General features: G+C 41.6%; 13 protein-coding genes. 8 read left to right on the top strand and 5 right to left on the bottom strand.

The window, feature by feature from the left end; all coding sequences use genetic code 11:
- Positions 1-482 precede the first annotated feature (482 nt).
- Positions 483-2,207: a DUF3413 domain-containing protein gene (locus BM308_RS11920; RefSeq protein ID WP_074945485.1), complete on the top strand. Its 1,725-nt coding sequence runs from the start codon at positions 483-485 to the stop codon at positions 2,205-2,207.
- Between the two features lie 11 nt (positions 2,208-2,218).
- Positions 2,219-3,055 (top strand): tetratricopeptide repeat protein, encoded by an 837-nt coding sequence (locus BM308_RS11915; RefSeq protein WP_074945484.1) that lies wholly within the window; start codon positions 2,219-2,221, stop codon positions 3,053-3,055.
- Positions 3,056-3,139: 84 nt separating this feature from the next.
- Here the strand turns inward: BM308_RS11915 and BM308_RS13625 are convergent, their stop codons facing one another.
- The 3 genes from BM308_RS13625 to BM308_RS11905 all read right to left on the bottom strand — a co-directional run bounded on the left by BM308_RS13625 (position 3,140) and on the right by BM308_RS11905 (position 5,892).
- Positions 3,140-3,268: a hypothetical protein gene (locus BM308_RS13625; protein WP_306706430.1), complete on the bottom strand. Its 129-nt coding sequence runs from the start codon at positions 3,266-3,268 to the stop codon at positions 3,140-3,142.
- Positions 3,269-3,584: 316 nt separating this feature from the next.
- Positions 3,585-4,571 (bottom strand): biotin synthase BioB, encoded by a 987-nt coding sequence (bioB, locus tag BM308_RS11910; RefSeq protein WP_074945483.1) that lies wholly within the window; start codon positions 4,569-4,571, stop codon positions 3,585-3,587.
- 139 nt (positions 4,572-4,710) lie between these two features.
- Positions 4,711-5,892, bottom strand: coding sequence for an AI-2E family transporter (locus BM308_RS11905; protein WP_074945482.1), 1,182 nt, complete (start codon positions 5,890-5,892; stop codon positions 4,711-4,713).
- Positions 5,893-6,092: 200 nt separating this feature from the next.
- On the opposite strand from BM308_RS11905, the gene BM308_RS11900 reads away from it, so the two are divergent.
- The 3 genes from BM308_RS11900 to panD all read left to right on the top strand — a co-directional run bounded on the left by BM308_RS11900 (position 6,093) and on the right by panD (position 8,915).
- A complete protein-coding gene (locus tag BM308_RS11900; RefSeq protein WP_074945481.1) occupies positions 6,093-7,535 on the top strand; it encodes a M48 family metalloprotease in 1,443 nt (480 codons plus the stop codon).
- Positions 7,536-7,679: 144 nt separating this feature from the next.
- Positions 7,680-8,531 (top strand): pantoate--beta-alanine ligase, encoded by an 852-nt coding sequence (panC, locus tag BM308_RS11895; protein WP_074945479.1) that lies wholly within the window; start codon positions 7,680-7,682, stop codon positions 8,529-8,531.
- Positions 8,532-8,534: 3 nt separating this feature from the next.
- Positions 8,535-8,915, top strand: a complete 381-nt coding sequence (gene panD, locus BM308_RS11890; protein WP_074945478.1) for an aspartate 1-decarboxylase — start codon at positions 8,535-8,537, stop codon at positions 8,913-8,915.
- 69 nt (positions 8,916-8,984) lie between these two features.
- Here panD and BM308_RS11885 read toward each other — a convergent pair whose 3' ends face one another.
- Both BM308_RS11885 and BM308_RS11880 read right to left on the bottom strand, forming a co-directional pair.
- Positions 8,985-9,695, bottom strand: coding sequence for an HdaA/DnaA family protein (locus BM308_RS11885; RefSeq protein ID WP_074945476.1), 711 nt, complete (start codon positions 9,693-9,695; stop codon positions 8,985-8,987).
- A gap of 24 nt (positions 9,696-9,719) precedes the next feature.
- On the bottom strand, positions 9,720-10,997 hold the full coding sequence (locus BM308_RS11880; protein WP_074945474.1) for a DUF2066 domain-containing protein: 1,278 nt from the start codon (positions 10,995-10,997) through the stop codon (positions 9,720-9,722).
- 427 nt (positions 10,998-11,424) lie between these two features.
- On the opposite strand from BM308_RS11880, the gene purM reads away from it, so the two are divergent.
- From purM to speB, 3 genes are all read left to right on the top strand, one after another.
- Positions 11,425-12,477 (top strand): phosphoribosylformylglycinamidine cyclo-ligase, encoded by a 1,053-nt coding sequence (gene purM, locus BM308_RS11870; protein WP_074945471.1) that lies wholly within the window; start codon positions 11,425-11,427, stop codon positions 12,475-12,477.
- A 266-nt stretch (positions 12,478-12,743) separates the two neighbouring features.
- On the top strand, positions 12,744-14,630 hold the full coding sequence (speA, locus tag BM308_RS11865; RefSeq protein WP_306706422.1) for a biosynthetic arginine decarboxylase: 1,887 nt from the start codon (positions 12,744-12,746) through the stop codon (positions 14,628-14,630).
- The gene (gene speB / locus BM308_RS11860) at positions 14,631-15,548 is read left to right on the top strand and encodes an agmatinase (protein WP_074945468.1); all 918 of its coding nucleotides are present in this window, start codon (positions 14,631-14,633) and stop codon (positions 15,546-15,548) included. It begins immediately after the preceding gene.
- Positions 15,549-15,826 lie beyond the last annotated feature (278 nt).

Raw genomic sequence — 15,826 nt, 5'->3', positions numbered from 1 at the left:
CAACTTTGAGTAAACTACAAAGACCAAGAACAGAAAAAAGAGAAGAAAATGTATCAGTAAAATTGCTAGAAGAGGTATTTTTAGGTATCATATTCATGGTGTGTTTTTTTATGTTAACTTTTTGTTTTAGCAGATAAAATTATAACATATTAAACACACCTTTTCATCGGTATCTATCAGATATATAAGCATTTTTTTGCTTATAATCACACCTCTTCCCAAAAATAAATCAATACAAGTTTTTTAAGAGCATCAAACCTAGAGTGAATCTAGTTTTGTTTTAAATTTCCATGTGGGAAACTAGAGTTCATAAACTTATAATTACCTCAAAAAAATTTAACCTGGCGATTATCACATCCGATTTTTGAGGTAAATTCGTAAGGGGGTCAAAATTTTCCAAAATAAGCGCTAAATTTTTCTATTTTTTTGAAAAAACAAGTAAAATAATCTTTAAGTTAGGTCAGAAAAATTACGTAAATACCATGACAAAAATACAGAACCAGTTCCTGATGAAGGAACAGACTATAAGATCAACTACCTGGGCTCACCATTTCATATTTCTAAACTGTATTCTGGCGATCCTGACAGGATTTACCTATGTCTACGGTTCACCTCAGACAGAAAGTTTCATCTCCTTTCTGTATCTGATTGTCACCTGGCTGGGACAGATCAGTTTTCTGGGATTTCTGGCTTTTCTGATTTTCTTTTTCCCGCTTACCTTTATCGGAAACTTCAAGGTATACAGAATTATAAGTATCGTTGCAGCCATTCTGCTGCACAGTCTGCTTTTAGTGGATGCCAAGCTGTTCCTGGCACTGAAGGTTCATCTGACCTGGTCCGTGGTCTCGCTGATGATAAGAGATCTGACCTTCAATACAGGTCTGAACTTTAATTTCATGTATATTGCGATTCCGCTGGTAATATTTTTAGAGCTGATATTTGCAAGACTTGCAACCCGCGAAATCTACAGACGCGAGGAAAGAAACAACTATTTCCCAGCAGTCATCATGACACTGGTAACAGCATGCTTCATTACCTCTCACGGTATCTATATCTGGGCGGATGCTGCAAACTACGAGAAGATTACCAATTTAAGATCGGTATTCCCAGCTCATTACCCAATGACTGCAAAGTCCTTCCTGACCACCCACGGCTGGATTGAAAACATTACTGCAAAAGCTGATGGCAGCTCAACCTCAAACATCGCCTACCCTCTAACCGAAATTAAGTTTGAGGAGAAAGATGTGCAGAAGAATGTGGTTACGATTTTTGTGAACGGTCTTTCATATTCAGATCTGGATGCAGAGAACACTCCTAATCTAATGAGACTTAAGATGGAAAACCTGAGTTTTGAAAACCACTTCCTGCCATACGACAACCTTTACAACAATCTTTTTGCTAGCTGGTTCGGTCTGCCAATCCAGTATGAGCAGATCTTCACCTCTCACAGCGTTGAAAACGTCTCAAATGATGTAATGCAGAAAGAAGAGTATCTGATGAGAGGCTTCATCTCTGCAATCAACGGTGCAGAAGGCAAGAAATTAGCAAGAATGACAGGCATGAACAACAATAAGCTGAGAAATCTGACCTCAGATACAGTGCTTTTAAATGAAGCTGCTGACTTTATTGAAAAGAATGCAGAAAATCGAATGGCTGTTACCCTGTCACTGAATTCACTTTTAAACATATACTCGGCCGATGCGCATAAACGCCATCTGAAGCTTCTGGATTCTCAGATCGGCAAGTTTATTTCAAAGCTAGAGGAAAAGAACCTCACAGAAAGAACCATGATTATTATTTCCTCAGCGCTAGGAAATAAGCATATTGGAGGCTCTTCCGTTTACTCAAAGAAAAAGCAAAGGGTTCCTTTTATCATCATCAATCCAGATGCAGAGAACAAGGGAGTCTCAAGAAATATTCTGACCTCATCATTTGATATTAATCCAACCATAGCAGTTGAAATTTTGGGGGTAACGACCCCATGTGTAAATTATGGAATTGGGGATGACGTGTTAAAAATTCAGCATAGAGATTACATCCCAACAACTCAGGGTAACAATCTGCTGCTGATTTCACAGGATGCAGTTACCATTTACAAGAGAAACGGTAAGGTTGTAACCACTACGGAAGAAGAAATCAGACCAGCCAAGGCAAATCTTGAGAATCTGATCCGTGCCATGAGAGATTTCAACCGATTTAAGAAATAAAAGGATAAAAAATGCGTTTAACAGAACAGAATGTAAAGGAAGTGATTGTCGATGCTTCCATGCAGAAGGCTGTATTTATTTTCTTTTTCATGAATGCGCCTGAATGTGAGAAGGCAGGAACTGCATTAAGAAGTGCCATTTCTGATAATAATGCATACCTTTCTCTGGTTGAGGCTGATGTATCAGAGCCTGTAGGCCAGGCAATCGCCGGACAGTTAGGACTGCAGTCTGTTCCAACCGTTGTTGTTATGAAGAACGGACGCCCGGTAGATGCTCTGCAGGGTGATGAGATTGTAGAGAAACTGCAGGAAACCATTCAGAAATATATGCCTTCAGAGGGTGACATGCTTTTAAAGGCTGCACTTGCAGAAGTTGAGAAAGGTAATATTTCCGGTGCAATCGTCAAGGCCAAGGAAGCCTACAGCCTTGATTCAAAGAATCTTGAGTACAAGCATTTCTATGCTCAGCTGTGCATCAAGGATAAACAGCTTGAGAAGGCTCATGAGCTTCTAGACAATCCTGGTCGTGAAGAGCAGGAGATGCAGGAGTACAAGGATCTGATCTCTGCATTAGCTCTTGCTGATCAGGCAGCTGACAGTCCTGCCTTAAAGGAGCTTGAGGCTAAATTTGCAGCCGATCCTGAGAATTCAGATATAGCTGTAAGCTACGCTGCTGCTTTAGCTGAAGCTGGCAAGAAAGGAAAGGCTCTTGAGATTCTGTTTAACCTTTTGCAGAAGGATTTATCCAATGCCGAGGTTAAAAAGACATTCCTTGATCTTCTGAACACCATGCAGGGTGATCCGCTGCAGAAAGAGTACAGAAGAAAGCTTTACACCATCATGTACTAAAAAAACGGCCTTACATAAAGCCGCTTTTTAGGAAAGGAGAAACCGCAGTTTCTCCTTTCTTTTATGAGTTTCTTGAAAGTAAAATCAGAACAGGCTCTGGATTCCGCTGCTTCTTGAGCCGTTTGTTTTTATAACAGTCAGATTCTTTTCTCCAAGAGCTTTCTCCATACGTTTAACCTGACGCATCTCAGAATAGGTAATAGGGCCATACATCTCTCTGTTCTTAGAATCTCTGTAGCCCCTAGCATATGATTGATGGTGAAGAATACATTCTTATCCACCAGAGGCCAGAAACTGTTTACATCAGCGTGGAACCAGCTGAAAAAAAAGCAGCACCCCCAGAAGATTAAGGCTAAGGATTAATGACAATTTTTTCATTTTTATATTTTTCTTTCTTAAAGGTAAAAAAAGAACCATAAGCTATGGTTCAAAACAGAACTTATTTGTCGTATTTAACTGTTATTGTTTTTTATACCTGTCATTTTCGCAAGTTATATTTCAGAGATCTTTTGCTTATTTAGTTATACTGCTATCTCATGACGTGCGTTACAGGCTCAATTTTACCTATAACCTTGTCGCATTTGATTGCTGTGTCAATATCTTCAGCAATAGTCAGACCGGCAGTCGTCAGCATATCACCAGTAATCTCCGCATTAATGCCGTAGTTGTACAGATCGGAGAAATATTTCTGTATCAGAAGTCGTCCTCCGGCAAGACGCAGAACTGTCTTTGGAAGCAGATACCTGAAGACGGCTATACAGCGTCTAACCTCGTCAGGAGTGACAATTTCTCTGTTCTCAAGAGGAGTTCCCTTTATAGGATTGAGTATATTCACAGGTGTACTGTCAACCTGAAGCTTTCTGAGATACAAGGCAATGTCGACTCTGTCCTCAATACTCTCTCCCATGCCAATAATGCAGCCTGAGCAGATTTCAAGACCGGCCTCTTTTGCATAGGCTATGGTTCGCTCTTTCTGCTTTAGGGTATGTGTAGTACAGATCTCCTTGAAGAAATTAGGTGAAGTTTCAACATTGCAGTGATAACGAGACAAACCGTTTTCCTTTAGAAGCTTAAGATCACTTAAGTTTAAAAGTCCTAAGGAACCGCAGCAGGAGATCTTAAGCTCTGTTGAAATCTTTTTATAGGCCTCTGCTATAACCTTAACCTCATAATGAGTTAGCTTTGGGCCAGAGGTAACGATTGAGAATCGGTGTACACCTCTGTCAGCGTTGTATTTTGCCTCTGCAAAAAACTCATCAACAGTTTTCAGTGGACTCTCGCCAACACCGGTATTGTAATGACGGCTTTGAGAACAGAATTTACAGTCCTCAGAACACTTTCCACATTTACCATTTGAAATACAGCAAAGCTCTATTGTCTCTTTAAAAAAAGCGGAGGTTATTTTTGAGGCTCCTTCCTTAAGTAATTCAAGAGGAGCATTATAAAGCTCTAAAGCCTCTTCTTTTGTGAGTTCATACCCATGAATAACATTATCTGCAAGATCTTTGAGTTGCACTTTCTAGTCTCCAGAAAAAAAACGCAGCTCTCTGCTACGCTATAAAACAATGTCGGTTATTATACTACGAAAAATCATACAATTAGCATAAAGTAAAACGCAGATCCGAAGATCTGCGCCTTAATCTATGATTGAAATTCTATGCCTTTGACGTTGGAGCAGATTCTTTTTTATCTCCGGATTTTTTGTAATCCAGAGTTGCTTTATTATCAGCTGATTCCTTGTTTGGCCAGTTTGTAAACAGAGATCCAATAAAGGTTGCCAGAGGAATTGAGAAAAAGACTCCCCAGAATCCCCAGAGTCCGCCGAATATCAGTACCGCAGACAGAATTGAGAAGGCATCAAGGTCCATTGCCTTAGAGAACAGCATTGGAGTCAGGACATTGCTGTCTAGAAGCTGTATCACCAGATAAACAGCAAAGATCCAGATCAGATAAGAACAGAAACCGAACTGGAAAATTGGGATAAGGACCACCGGAATCGTAATAATAGCGGCACCTACGTATGGCACAATTACCGACAGACCAACTCCGAATCCAAGCAGAAAGGCGTAGTTCACTCCAAGGATCATAAAGGCCAGAGTATTAACAATGGTAATAATTATTATATGCAGAATCTTGCCTCTGATATAGGATTCAATCTGGAAATTCATCTTAGGCCAGAAGTCACGCATAACCTTCTGATTATGGGGCAGAATATATTTGCCGAAGCGTTTCTGAAGTGTTTCTTTGTTAGAGAGCATCAGGAACGTGAAAATCGGTACGATAATCATGTACATCAGCCAGGTCATAACATTAACAACTGACGGCATAATCTGATTTCTTATGATACTCGTGATATTGGAAAGAATTGATGATCTGGCATGAAGCACGTACTGATCAATCTCCTCCTGAGAAAACATAGAAGGAATCGGATCAGGTAGAGATTCAATAAACTCATAGGTCTTGGTTGAGACCAGAGTATCAAAATCATCCCGTCTGTCGCCTTTGGCAGAGATAGAAATCTGCTGCAGATTGGTATAGAACTGATTAGCCTGCTGGACAATCTTAGGAACAATAAACACCATAATGCCTATGGACACCCCTACAAACAGAACCATAGTGATTATGGAGGCAGGCATTCTTTTCATATTAAGCTTTTTGATCAGAAGTCTGACGAACCAGTCAAGGCAGTAGGCGATACACAGAGCCACCACCAGAGGCCCCACCAGCCACATGAAATAATAGACAACCACGAAAGAAGCAAGAAGAACAAGAGCAAACTCAATCGTACCTGGTGTTGAAAAATGTCTGGAATACCAGCCTTTAAATAACTTAATCATATAAAATCCTTTTCTCTCAGGATCATTATATGCAAAAACACGTCAGGACAAGTAGAAAAGGCTTTATTTTTTAAAAGTATTTTTAAATACGCTCGCAGAATTGAGAATTATTTCCTCATAATCATAAACTATACAAATTAAGGTATTCTCTGTACTGCCATGCGTGATAGAATTTCAGACAGTATATTTAAGGAGTATGTATGAAAAGGTCAGTTAAAAAGAGCCTGTATTCTTTGTTATGTGCAATGTTTCTTACATCAGCAGCACAGGCGGCCGATCATATATCCATCCCCGAAATTGGAACAGCCGGTGCCAGAGGCATGACAGTACAGACCGAAAGACTGTACGGCGAATATTTCATGAGAAAAGCCCGAGGCGCAGGAATCATCAGTTACGACCCTGTCATGACCGAGTTTATCAATTCAGTGGGACAGAAACTGGTGCTAAATGCCAATAACGTCTATTTCCCGTTTGAATTCTTCCTGTCAGCTGATCCTTCTTTAAATGCATCAGCCTTTTTAGGCGGCAAGGTTCAGGTAAATGCGGGACTGTTCCACTATACAGATAATGAGGACGAGTTTGCATCAGTACTTGCCCACGAAATATCCCATATAACTCAGAGACATATTGCAAGATTTATCGAAGAGCAGTCTGACCGAACAGCAATTTCCATGGCTAGCATCATCGGTGCCATTGCTCTGTCAATTCTTAATCCAAATATGGGAGCTGCAGCCCTTTCAACTACTACAGGACTCATAGCTCAGACAGGTATCAACTTTACTCGCGACAATGAGTATGAGGCTGACAGAATTGGAATTTCAGTACTGAATAAAGCCGGATACAATCCAATGGCCATGAGCACTCTCTTTAAAAAACTATTTTCCATGCAGGGAAATATCAACAGCGCCTATGCTCTTTTAATCGACCACCCTTTATCTGAGATTCGTGTAGCTGAAGCTTATAACCGCGCCAAAAGTATGCCAAAAAGAAAGAACACCACCGATCCTAACTTCATGTTTGCAAAGGCTCGTGTGGATGTCAGATATATGAATTTAAGGCTTAATGATTTCAAAGAAAGACTTCTGAACACGGAAAAGGTTAACAAATACTACAAGAACTACGCCCTGGCTCTTATCTTCTATGGAGAGAAGAACTATTCAAAGGCTAAAGAATATCTAGAGAGAATTTCCGATCTGTCTTCCAATGACTTTGTCGTTGATCTGTATACTGATATCGATCTTGAAAGCGGCAACACTTCATCAGCCATATCAAGACTAAGAGCAATTTACAGCAGAAAGCCTTACGACAGTGCTATCGCCATCAACCTTGCCAATGTCTATCTCAAAGCACGAGAAGGAAAACAGGCACAGCAGGTCTTAGAAAAGTTCCTGCAGAAATATCCAAATGACTCATTTGCATCAGAAATGCTGACCGAAAGCTTCCTGCTGCAGAAAAACAAATGTCAGGCCTTTATTACCCATGCCCAGACCATGGCTATGAGGTCAGATTACACCAGAGCATTCAACAGCCTTAATGATGCCATGCATACCTGCAAGGGATCATATGCTCAGATTGCCCGCGCTCAGTACTCAAAAATCTCCGATCAGAAAGATTTTGACGAAAAACTCGAAAAGAGACACTGATTTCTGTTCAAAAATCGTACTGTGACATTTCAGAGTACGATTTATATGCCTTTTTTTTGAGAAAAGTCTCCAATTCTCGAATAATGTAGTAAACTTGTTTAGATTTTTTTCGTTTAAATGAAATAAACTAAGTGAGTTTGTGTTATGACACAGTGTTTTCATACTGTTAAAGAATTAAGAGAATATCTAAAACCTTTAAAAGCTCAGGGAAAGACCGTTGGTCTGGTTCCTACAATGGGTGCACTTCATCAGGGCCATGCAGCACTGATTTCAAATTCAGCTAAGGATAATGACATCACTGTTGTCAGTGTTTTCGTAAATCCAACTCAGTTCGGTCCAAATGAGGACTTTGATGCCTACCCAAGAACTCTTGAGGCTGATCTTGAGGTTGTGTCAGAGGCAGGCGGAGACATTGTATTCGCTCCATCCCCAAAAGAGATGTATCCAAGTTCTGATGACACCTGGGTTGAAGTAACGGGAAACATCACCAAGGTTTTATGTGGAAAGAGCAGACCTATCCACTTCAGAGGGGTAACCACCGTCGTATCAAAACTCTTTAACATTGTCGGACCTACCCGCGCCTACTTTGGACAGAAGGATGCCCAGCAGGTTGAAGTTCTTCGCCGTATGGTCAAGGATATGTTCTTTGATCTTGAGCTGGTAATTGTTCCTATCGTAAGAGAGGAATCCGGTCTTGCAAGAAGTTCAAGAAACACCTATCTGTCAGCTGAAGAAAAGAATGCTGCAGTAATTCTTTCAAAGACTCTTAAGAGTGCTTTAGAGAAATTCAAGGCTGGAAGCACTGGTTTAAACGACATTATCAGCTTTACTAAAACAGAGATCGCAAAAGAGCCACTTGCCAACATTGAATATGTTGAATGCTACGGTCTTCCAGGTCTTTATGAGCTGAAAGATGAAATCACCGCCCCTGCCCTGCTGGCAGTTGCAGTTCGTTTCGGTACAACTAGACTGATTGATAATATCATCCTGGAGTAAAAGATGATTTATACCATGATGCACGGTAAGATCCACCGTGCAACAGTTACAGAAGCAAATCTGGAATACGTAGGATCGATCACCATTGACGAGGAGCTGCTTGATGCATCAGGAATTCTTCCTGGAGAAAGAGTTCAGATTGTAAATAACAACAATGGTGCCAGACTTGAGACCTATACCATTCCTGGAGAGCGAGGTTCAGGTGTTATCTGTCTGAACGGAGCTGCAGCCCGCTGTGCCATGAAGGGGGATATAGTCATAATCATAGCCTATGCCCAGATGGATGAAAAGGAAGCTCGTGAACTAAAGCCTAAGGTAGTTTTAGTTGATGAGAAGAACCATATTGTGAAGAATTTTTCTGAAAAGGCTAACGCTACAGTCTAACTGAAGTCACTTATACAGAGATTTACAGATACGTTTTTAAATGCTCCACACATTAGTGCGGAGCATTTTTTATAGGCCTAAAAGGGATTTTACAAAAGGAATGGTCAGATAGTGTGACTGTTCAATCTGAGCCTTTTCAAGCCGGTCCAGAATTTCCACCAGAGATCTCATGTCGCGGTTACAGTGTCTGACCAAGAAGGTGGCTGTATTCTCAGGCAGATTGAAATGTCTGTTCTGAGCTCTTCTGCTGATAGCCTCGATACACTCATCCTCATTTAAGTAATTAAGCTGGAACTTAACTCCGCTTGAAAGTCTGGTGGTCAGGTCTTTTTTTCTGAACGGAATGGTGTCAAAAGAGGTTCTGCCGGTCATAATCAGAGTTCCCTCGCGGCGGTCATACCAGCGGTTATACAGACCGAACAGAGAAATCTCAAACTGCTCATCTCCGGCAATGGCGTCAACATTATCAAGCATAATGTTCTTAGGAAGATCAACGTCCAGAACCATTGGCCCCAAGTTTTTGGCAAGATTCAGATCTAAAAAGAAACAGTTGTTAATCTGAGCAGAATTCAGCTGGAACAGAGCATTCAGAAGATGACTCTTTCCGCAGCCCTCCGGACCGAAATAATAGTAAAACTCATTAACCTCGTTCTCGACAGCATGCTTCAGAGAGGATACGGCATAGGAATTTGAGCCTTCCACAAAGGTTGAAAAATCACTTTTATCCGAAATCTTGAAATCTAAAGCCTGCTGGTATGGAACTTTGTTATTCTCTTCCATTTCTATCCTTAATGTTTCTGATGATTATCTTTCTAAAGCAACTGATGAATTGTCTGAATCATCAGTAATAGTAATCACAGGAACATCATTTGAGGTATCACCGACAGGTTTCTGAGCAGGAACAGTTGTAGTAACTTCCACTGTCTGCTTTACGGTCTCTCTGGTATAGGCCTCATTTCCGAAATTATTGATAGAAGAGGTAACTCTCTGAGAGGTTGTGGTGGTTACTGAGCCAACATTGTCAGCAGGCTTTGCAGTACCCTTTGACTCATTGAATCTATAGGTCCATGGAGCAATCTTGGTGAACTCTGAGGCATGGGTAAAGGTTCCATCCAGAATTGCTGGAGATGAACCGGTTGGGATCAGGAAGATAACGCCCTCGGAGTTATAGCCTAGAACCTGAATATCTGATTCATAGCCGTAGGTGATGAGAATTCTCTTGATTCTTGGATAGTCAGCAACATTCTCAATATCGGTAATCAGAACTCTTACACCTCCCTTTACAGGTCCAAGCTCAATAGAGCCGTCACCGGTTACAGGAGTAATGGTATCAGCCTCGTTTGCAGAGGTGGCGGCAGGAACAGCTGCAGCAGTACTTTGTGGCTTTGAGCTGTTCATAAGTACCTGAGCAATCTGTGAAGACATCTGAGAGGATGCGGTATCAGCATCACCACTGTTGGCTCCGCTGCCTAAAGACTTTCCCTCGGAATCACACAGATTCCACTTGACTGAATAGCTGTCATTTGAAGCATCGCGCTCCATAACACCGCTTACAAAATACTTGGCGTCATAGCGTTTTGAAGCCTTGGCAATCAGTTCATCAGAATGAGAAACAATAGTCTGAGAGTTAACCTGCTGAACATCATCAAGATCCATTACCGGAAACATGATATTGAATTTGTTCTGATTAGCAGCACTCTGAAGCTTCTTCACAAAATCAGCCTCACCCTCACCTGAAAGCAGCGCTGAATCAGATGATGAAAGATCAGCAATCCAGGCAACAATGGTTCCACTCTCGCCGTTCCAAACACCGATACCCTTTGAGGATAAAAGATTCTTTACCTTATCATCATTGAAGCTTACACACAGATTATTACCGTTGATGCTGATAGTTTCAATGGTGGTACGGATATCTTCAAGGGATAGAGAATTAGAAGGATCAGTAACATTAGCAGAAGTTGCATCAGAGAACGCCTTAACAATTGCATTGTCCATACCATTGTCCAGTGGAGTCTCAAAAATCTCGGTTGCACTTGCACCACAACTGAGCATTGCAGCACATAATAATGTAATTATTTTCATGGAATTCCCCAAGCCAAATTTCTGCATTTTATTCACTAAAATTAAGAGATATTTCCCGTATTTTTATGATTTTCTGCTCTCTAAAAAATATGATATCTATCAGATTTTTAAGACAGATTTTAACAGAACCTCATATTTCGTCAAAAACGAAAAAACACAGAAAACACCTGTTCATAAATTATCTGAACACAAAAAGCATATATCAATAATAGCAATCAGAGCTGATGAAGCTAACTCATTATAAGATAAGGAGTTTTAATAAACATCTTTATAAAAAAACTGCTGATTTACCATAAATTCATCTGCATAATTCTACCACATACTAAGACACATGAAATTTCATATTTGAGATGAAATTACCCTTCAATTTTTGTAAAATTGCGCACATAATTTTTCGTTTGACCAAAAGTTTTACCTGGAGACTAAAATGGCATCAAATTTGACCTACAAAGAAGCTGGTGTTGATATTAATGCTGGAGATGAGCTGGTTCAGCGCATCAAGGCCCCTGTTAAAAAGACCACCAGACCAGAGGTTATTGGCGGACTAGGCGGATTTGGAGCTTTAACCAGAATTCCAAAGGGATATACCAATCCTGTATTGGTTACTGGTACAGACGGCGTTGGTACCAAACTGCGTCTTGCAATCGATCTGAAGAGACACTCAACCGTAGGTCAGGATCTGGTTGCAATGAGTGTTAATGATATCGTGGTTCAGGGTGCTGAGCCTTTCTTATTTTTAGACTACTATGGAACAGGTAAGCTGGATGTTGATACAGCTACCACCGTTGTTACCGGTATTGCACATGGCTGTGAACTGAGCGGCTGTGCTCTGGTTGGTGGTGAAACCGCTGAAATGCCAGGCATGTACGAGGAAGGCGATTATGACCTTGCCGGTTTTGCTGTTGGTGTTGTTGATGAGGACAAAATCATCGACGGTTCAAAGGTAAAGGTTGGCGACAAGCTGATCGGTATCGCATCATCAGGTCCACACTCAAACGGTTACTCACTGATTCGTGCAATTCTTAAGAAATGCGGTGTAAATCCTTTAGAGGATAAGCTGTCAGACGGTACCTTAATTGCCGATGCTCTTATGGCCCCAACCAGAATCTATGTTAAGCAGATTCTGAAGCTGATTAAGGAAGTTGATGTTCACGCTTTAGCTCACATCACCGGCGGCGGTTTCTGGGAGAACATTCCTAGAGTTCTGCCTGAAGGCACCTGTGCAGCCTGTGACGGCGACTCATGGCAGCGTCCAGAGGTATTCAAGTTCTTAAAGGCACAGGGCAACGTTGATGCCTATGAGATGTTCAGAACCTTCAACTGCGGTGTTGGTATGATTGCAGTAGTTAGCGCAGCAGAGGCTGACAAGGCTGTAGAAGTACTGAACGCACAGGGCGAGAAAGCATGGGTACTTGGTGAAATCGCTCCTACCGGTGCAGATGGCAAGCAGGTTACCATCAAGAACTACGAAAACTTCTAATTCTTCAGCAAGATTTTCACCAAAAAGCTTCACTAAAAAAGTGAAGCTTTTTTTATGCATATATAAAAACAAATATGTTATATTAGGCCACTTATAAAAGTCCTTGAAAATCTAGGTAACTCAGCGATTTTTATCGGCTTTTTCTCTGAATTGTCAGAGACAGAGAAAAACGATTCCGCAGATCCGGTAGCAACCGGCTGCAAAAAGAAAAAAAAAAGAACTTAAAAATCAGGAATATATTTTAGCGTCCTTTGGAGGTGCTACTTGTGAACGCATACAACATTGACTGGTGGGGAACTAAGTATTTCGGAGTAAACAGCAAGGGTCACGTTGTTGTACATCCAAACCCAAATGAAAACGATACAGAAATTGATCTTGCTGATCTGGTTAAAGAAAGAGCCAAGCTAGGCCAGAGACTGCCAGCTTTATTCTGTTTCCCTCAGATTCTACAGAACAGACTTTTTGATATTAACAATGCTTTCAAGGAAGCCCAAGAAGAATACGGATACAAGGGCGGTTACAACCTTATCTATCCTATCAAGGTTAACCAGCATCGCAGAGTTCTAGAATCAATCACCAGCTGTTGTACAGAGTTCGAGCCAATCGGTCTTGAGGCAGGTTCCAAGGGCGAGCTTATGGCAGTGCTTGCACATGCCGGCAGAAATCAGTCCATGATTGTATGTAACGGCTACAAGGATCGTGAGTACATTCGTATGGCCTTAGACGGTGAGAAAATGGGGCACCGTGTATTCCTGGTTATCGAAAAGATGTCTGAACTTAAGATTGTACTTGAAGAGTCAGAACGTCTTGATGTTATCCCAAGACTTGGTGTCCGTGCACGTCTGGCCTCTCAGGGTTCCGGCAAGTGGCAGTCATCAGGAGGTGAGAGCTCAAAGTTCGGTCTGGCTGCAGCTCAGGTATTAAAGCTGGTTGCAACTCTGAAAGAACACGGTAAGCTTGAGTGGCTGCAGCTTCTGCACTTCCACTTAGGTTCACAGATGTCTAACATCCGTGATATCACCCGTGGTGTAAGAGAAAGTTCCAAGTTCTTCGTTGAACTGTCTAAGCTTGGCGTTAACATCAAGTATTTCGATGTCGGCGGCGGTCTGGGTGTTGACTATGAAGGTACCCGTTCACAGACTGACTGCTCAGTTAACTACTCTTTAAAGGAGTATGCCAACAATATCGTCTGGACCATCGGTGATGCCTGCCGTGAGAATAATCTTCCAGAACCAAAGATTCTTACCGAGTCAGGAAGAGCTCTGACCGTATATCACGCAGTTTTAGTCTCAAATATCATCGGTATTGAGCGTAACGAATTCACTGTTCCAGAGAAGCCTCTGCCAGAATCTCCTCGTGCCCTGTTCAACCTGTTTGAAACCTGGGAGGAAATGCACAAGGATGTTATCAGACGTTCTTTAAGAGAATGGCTGCATGACTCTCAGTATGATCTGCAGGAAATCCATGAAGGCTATGTTTCAGGCGATGTTACCCTACAGCAGAGAGCAAAGGCTGAGCAGATTTATATCTGTATCTGCAAGAAGATTCAGCAGGCCTTAGATCCAACCAACAAGTCTCATCGAGTTCTGATTGACGAACTAGATGAGAGAATGGCTGACAAGCTGTATCTGAACTTCTCACTGTTTCAGTCTCTGCCAGATGCCTGGGGCATCGATCAGATCTTCCCGGTTCTGCCACTTGAGAATCTGGACAAGCCTCTGACAAGACGAGCTGTACTTCTGGATATCACCTGTGATTCAGACGGTGCAATTTCTCAGTACGTTGAAGGCGACGATATTTCCAACACCATGCCATTCCCAGAGTATGATGTGGATAATCCTCCTATGATCGGCTTCTTCATGGTAGGTGCCTATCAGGAAATTCTGGGCAACATGCATAACCTGTTCGGTAACACCGAGGTTTATGATGTATATGCCTATGGAGATGGAAAAGTCAGCGTTTCTCTGTCAGATGAAGGAAGTACTGTTGCAGATATGTTACGATATGTACTGCTGGATCCATCCAAGCTGCTTAACGAGTTCAGCAACGAGGTTTTAAGAAATCAGAACAATCTTGATGAAAAGACACAGCGAGCCTTCATCGAGGAATTCAAATCAGGTCTATATGGTTATACCTATCTAGAGGAAGACTAAATGCAGACATTAAATCACAAAGAAGATATTTCACTGGTATCTAATGCTTTTGGATTTTTACGTACACCATTGAACTTTGATCCATACAGCTCTGATGCTGATGTGGTTATCACCGGTGTTCCTTTTGATATGGCCACTTCCGGACGTTCAGGCACCCGCTTTGGTCCTAATGCCATCAGACAGATTTCAACCCAGCTGGCCTGGGAGCACTGCCGATACCCATGGAAGTTCAACGTATTAGATAAACTGAACGTTGTAGACTGCGGTGATCTGGTTTACTCCTTCGGTGACAATCAGGATATGGTAAACAAGCTGACCGAGCATGCTGACAAGCTGCTTGCTACCGGCAAGAAGATGCTGACCTTCGGCGGAGATCATTTCATCACTCTGCCTCTTCTGCGCGCTCATGCAAAGAAGTACGGCAAGCTGTCTCTAATTCATTTTGATGCCCACGCAGATACCTATTCAAACGGTTCAGCTTTCGATCACGGTACCATGTTCTATCATGCTCCAAATGAAGATCTGATTGATGTTAAAAAGTCAGTTCAGGTTGGTATCCGTACCGAATACGATGAGAAGGACGGTTTCTTAGTATTAGACGGTGCAACTGCAAATGATATGTCTGTTGAGGATATTTCTCTTGCTATCCACGAGAGAGTTGGCGGCAACAAGTGCTATATCAGCTTTGATATTGACTGTCTAGATCCTGCATATGCTCCTGGCACAGGTACTCCTGTAGTAGGCGGTATGACAACCGACAAGATCATGAAGATCCTGCGCGCTCTAAAAGATCTTGATATCGTAGGTATGGACGTTGTTGAAGTTTCACCTGCATATGATCACGGTGACATTACAGCTTTAGCCGGTGCTTCAATTGCACTTGAAATGCTGTACATGGAAGGTTACAAGAGAATGTAACTTCACAATCTCGTCATCTTCGTGTGACTATGTGAAAATATAACTAATCCTCGGCAAATGCTGAGGATTTCTTTTATTTAGATATATTCGATAAGACACAAATCTGTCAGAAAAATATAACAATTACTCTGCACCAACGGTGTTCACCTCTTTTTAAAATCCATAAATAATTCCCGGTACTACCGCAAAACTGTGATCCTTCACAGAGATAAACTAAAAAATAATAAATCCAAACTGACAAATTCCGAAAATTAAACAATAGTTAAAGTAGTTAAGAT

The sequence above is a fragment of the Succinivibrio dextrinosolvens genome, assembly GCF_900116345.1.
GTDB classification, from domain to species: Bacteria; Pseudomonadota; Gammaproteobacteria; order Enterobacterales; family Succinivibrionaceae; genus Succinivibrio; species Succinivibrio dextrinosolvens_B.
Note: the sequence above shows the minus strand (reverse complement) of the source record. Positions and strands in the feature narration are given on the sequence as shown.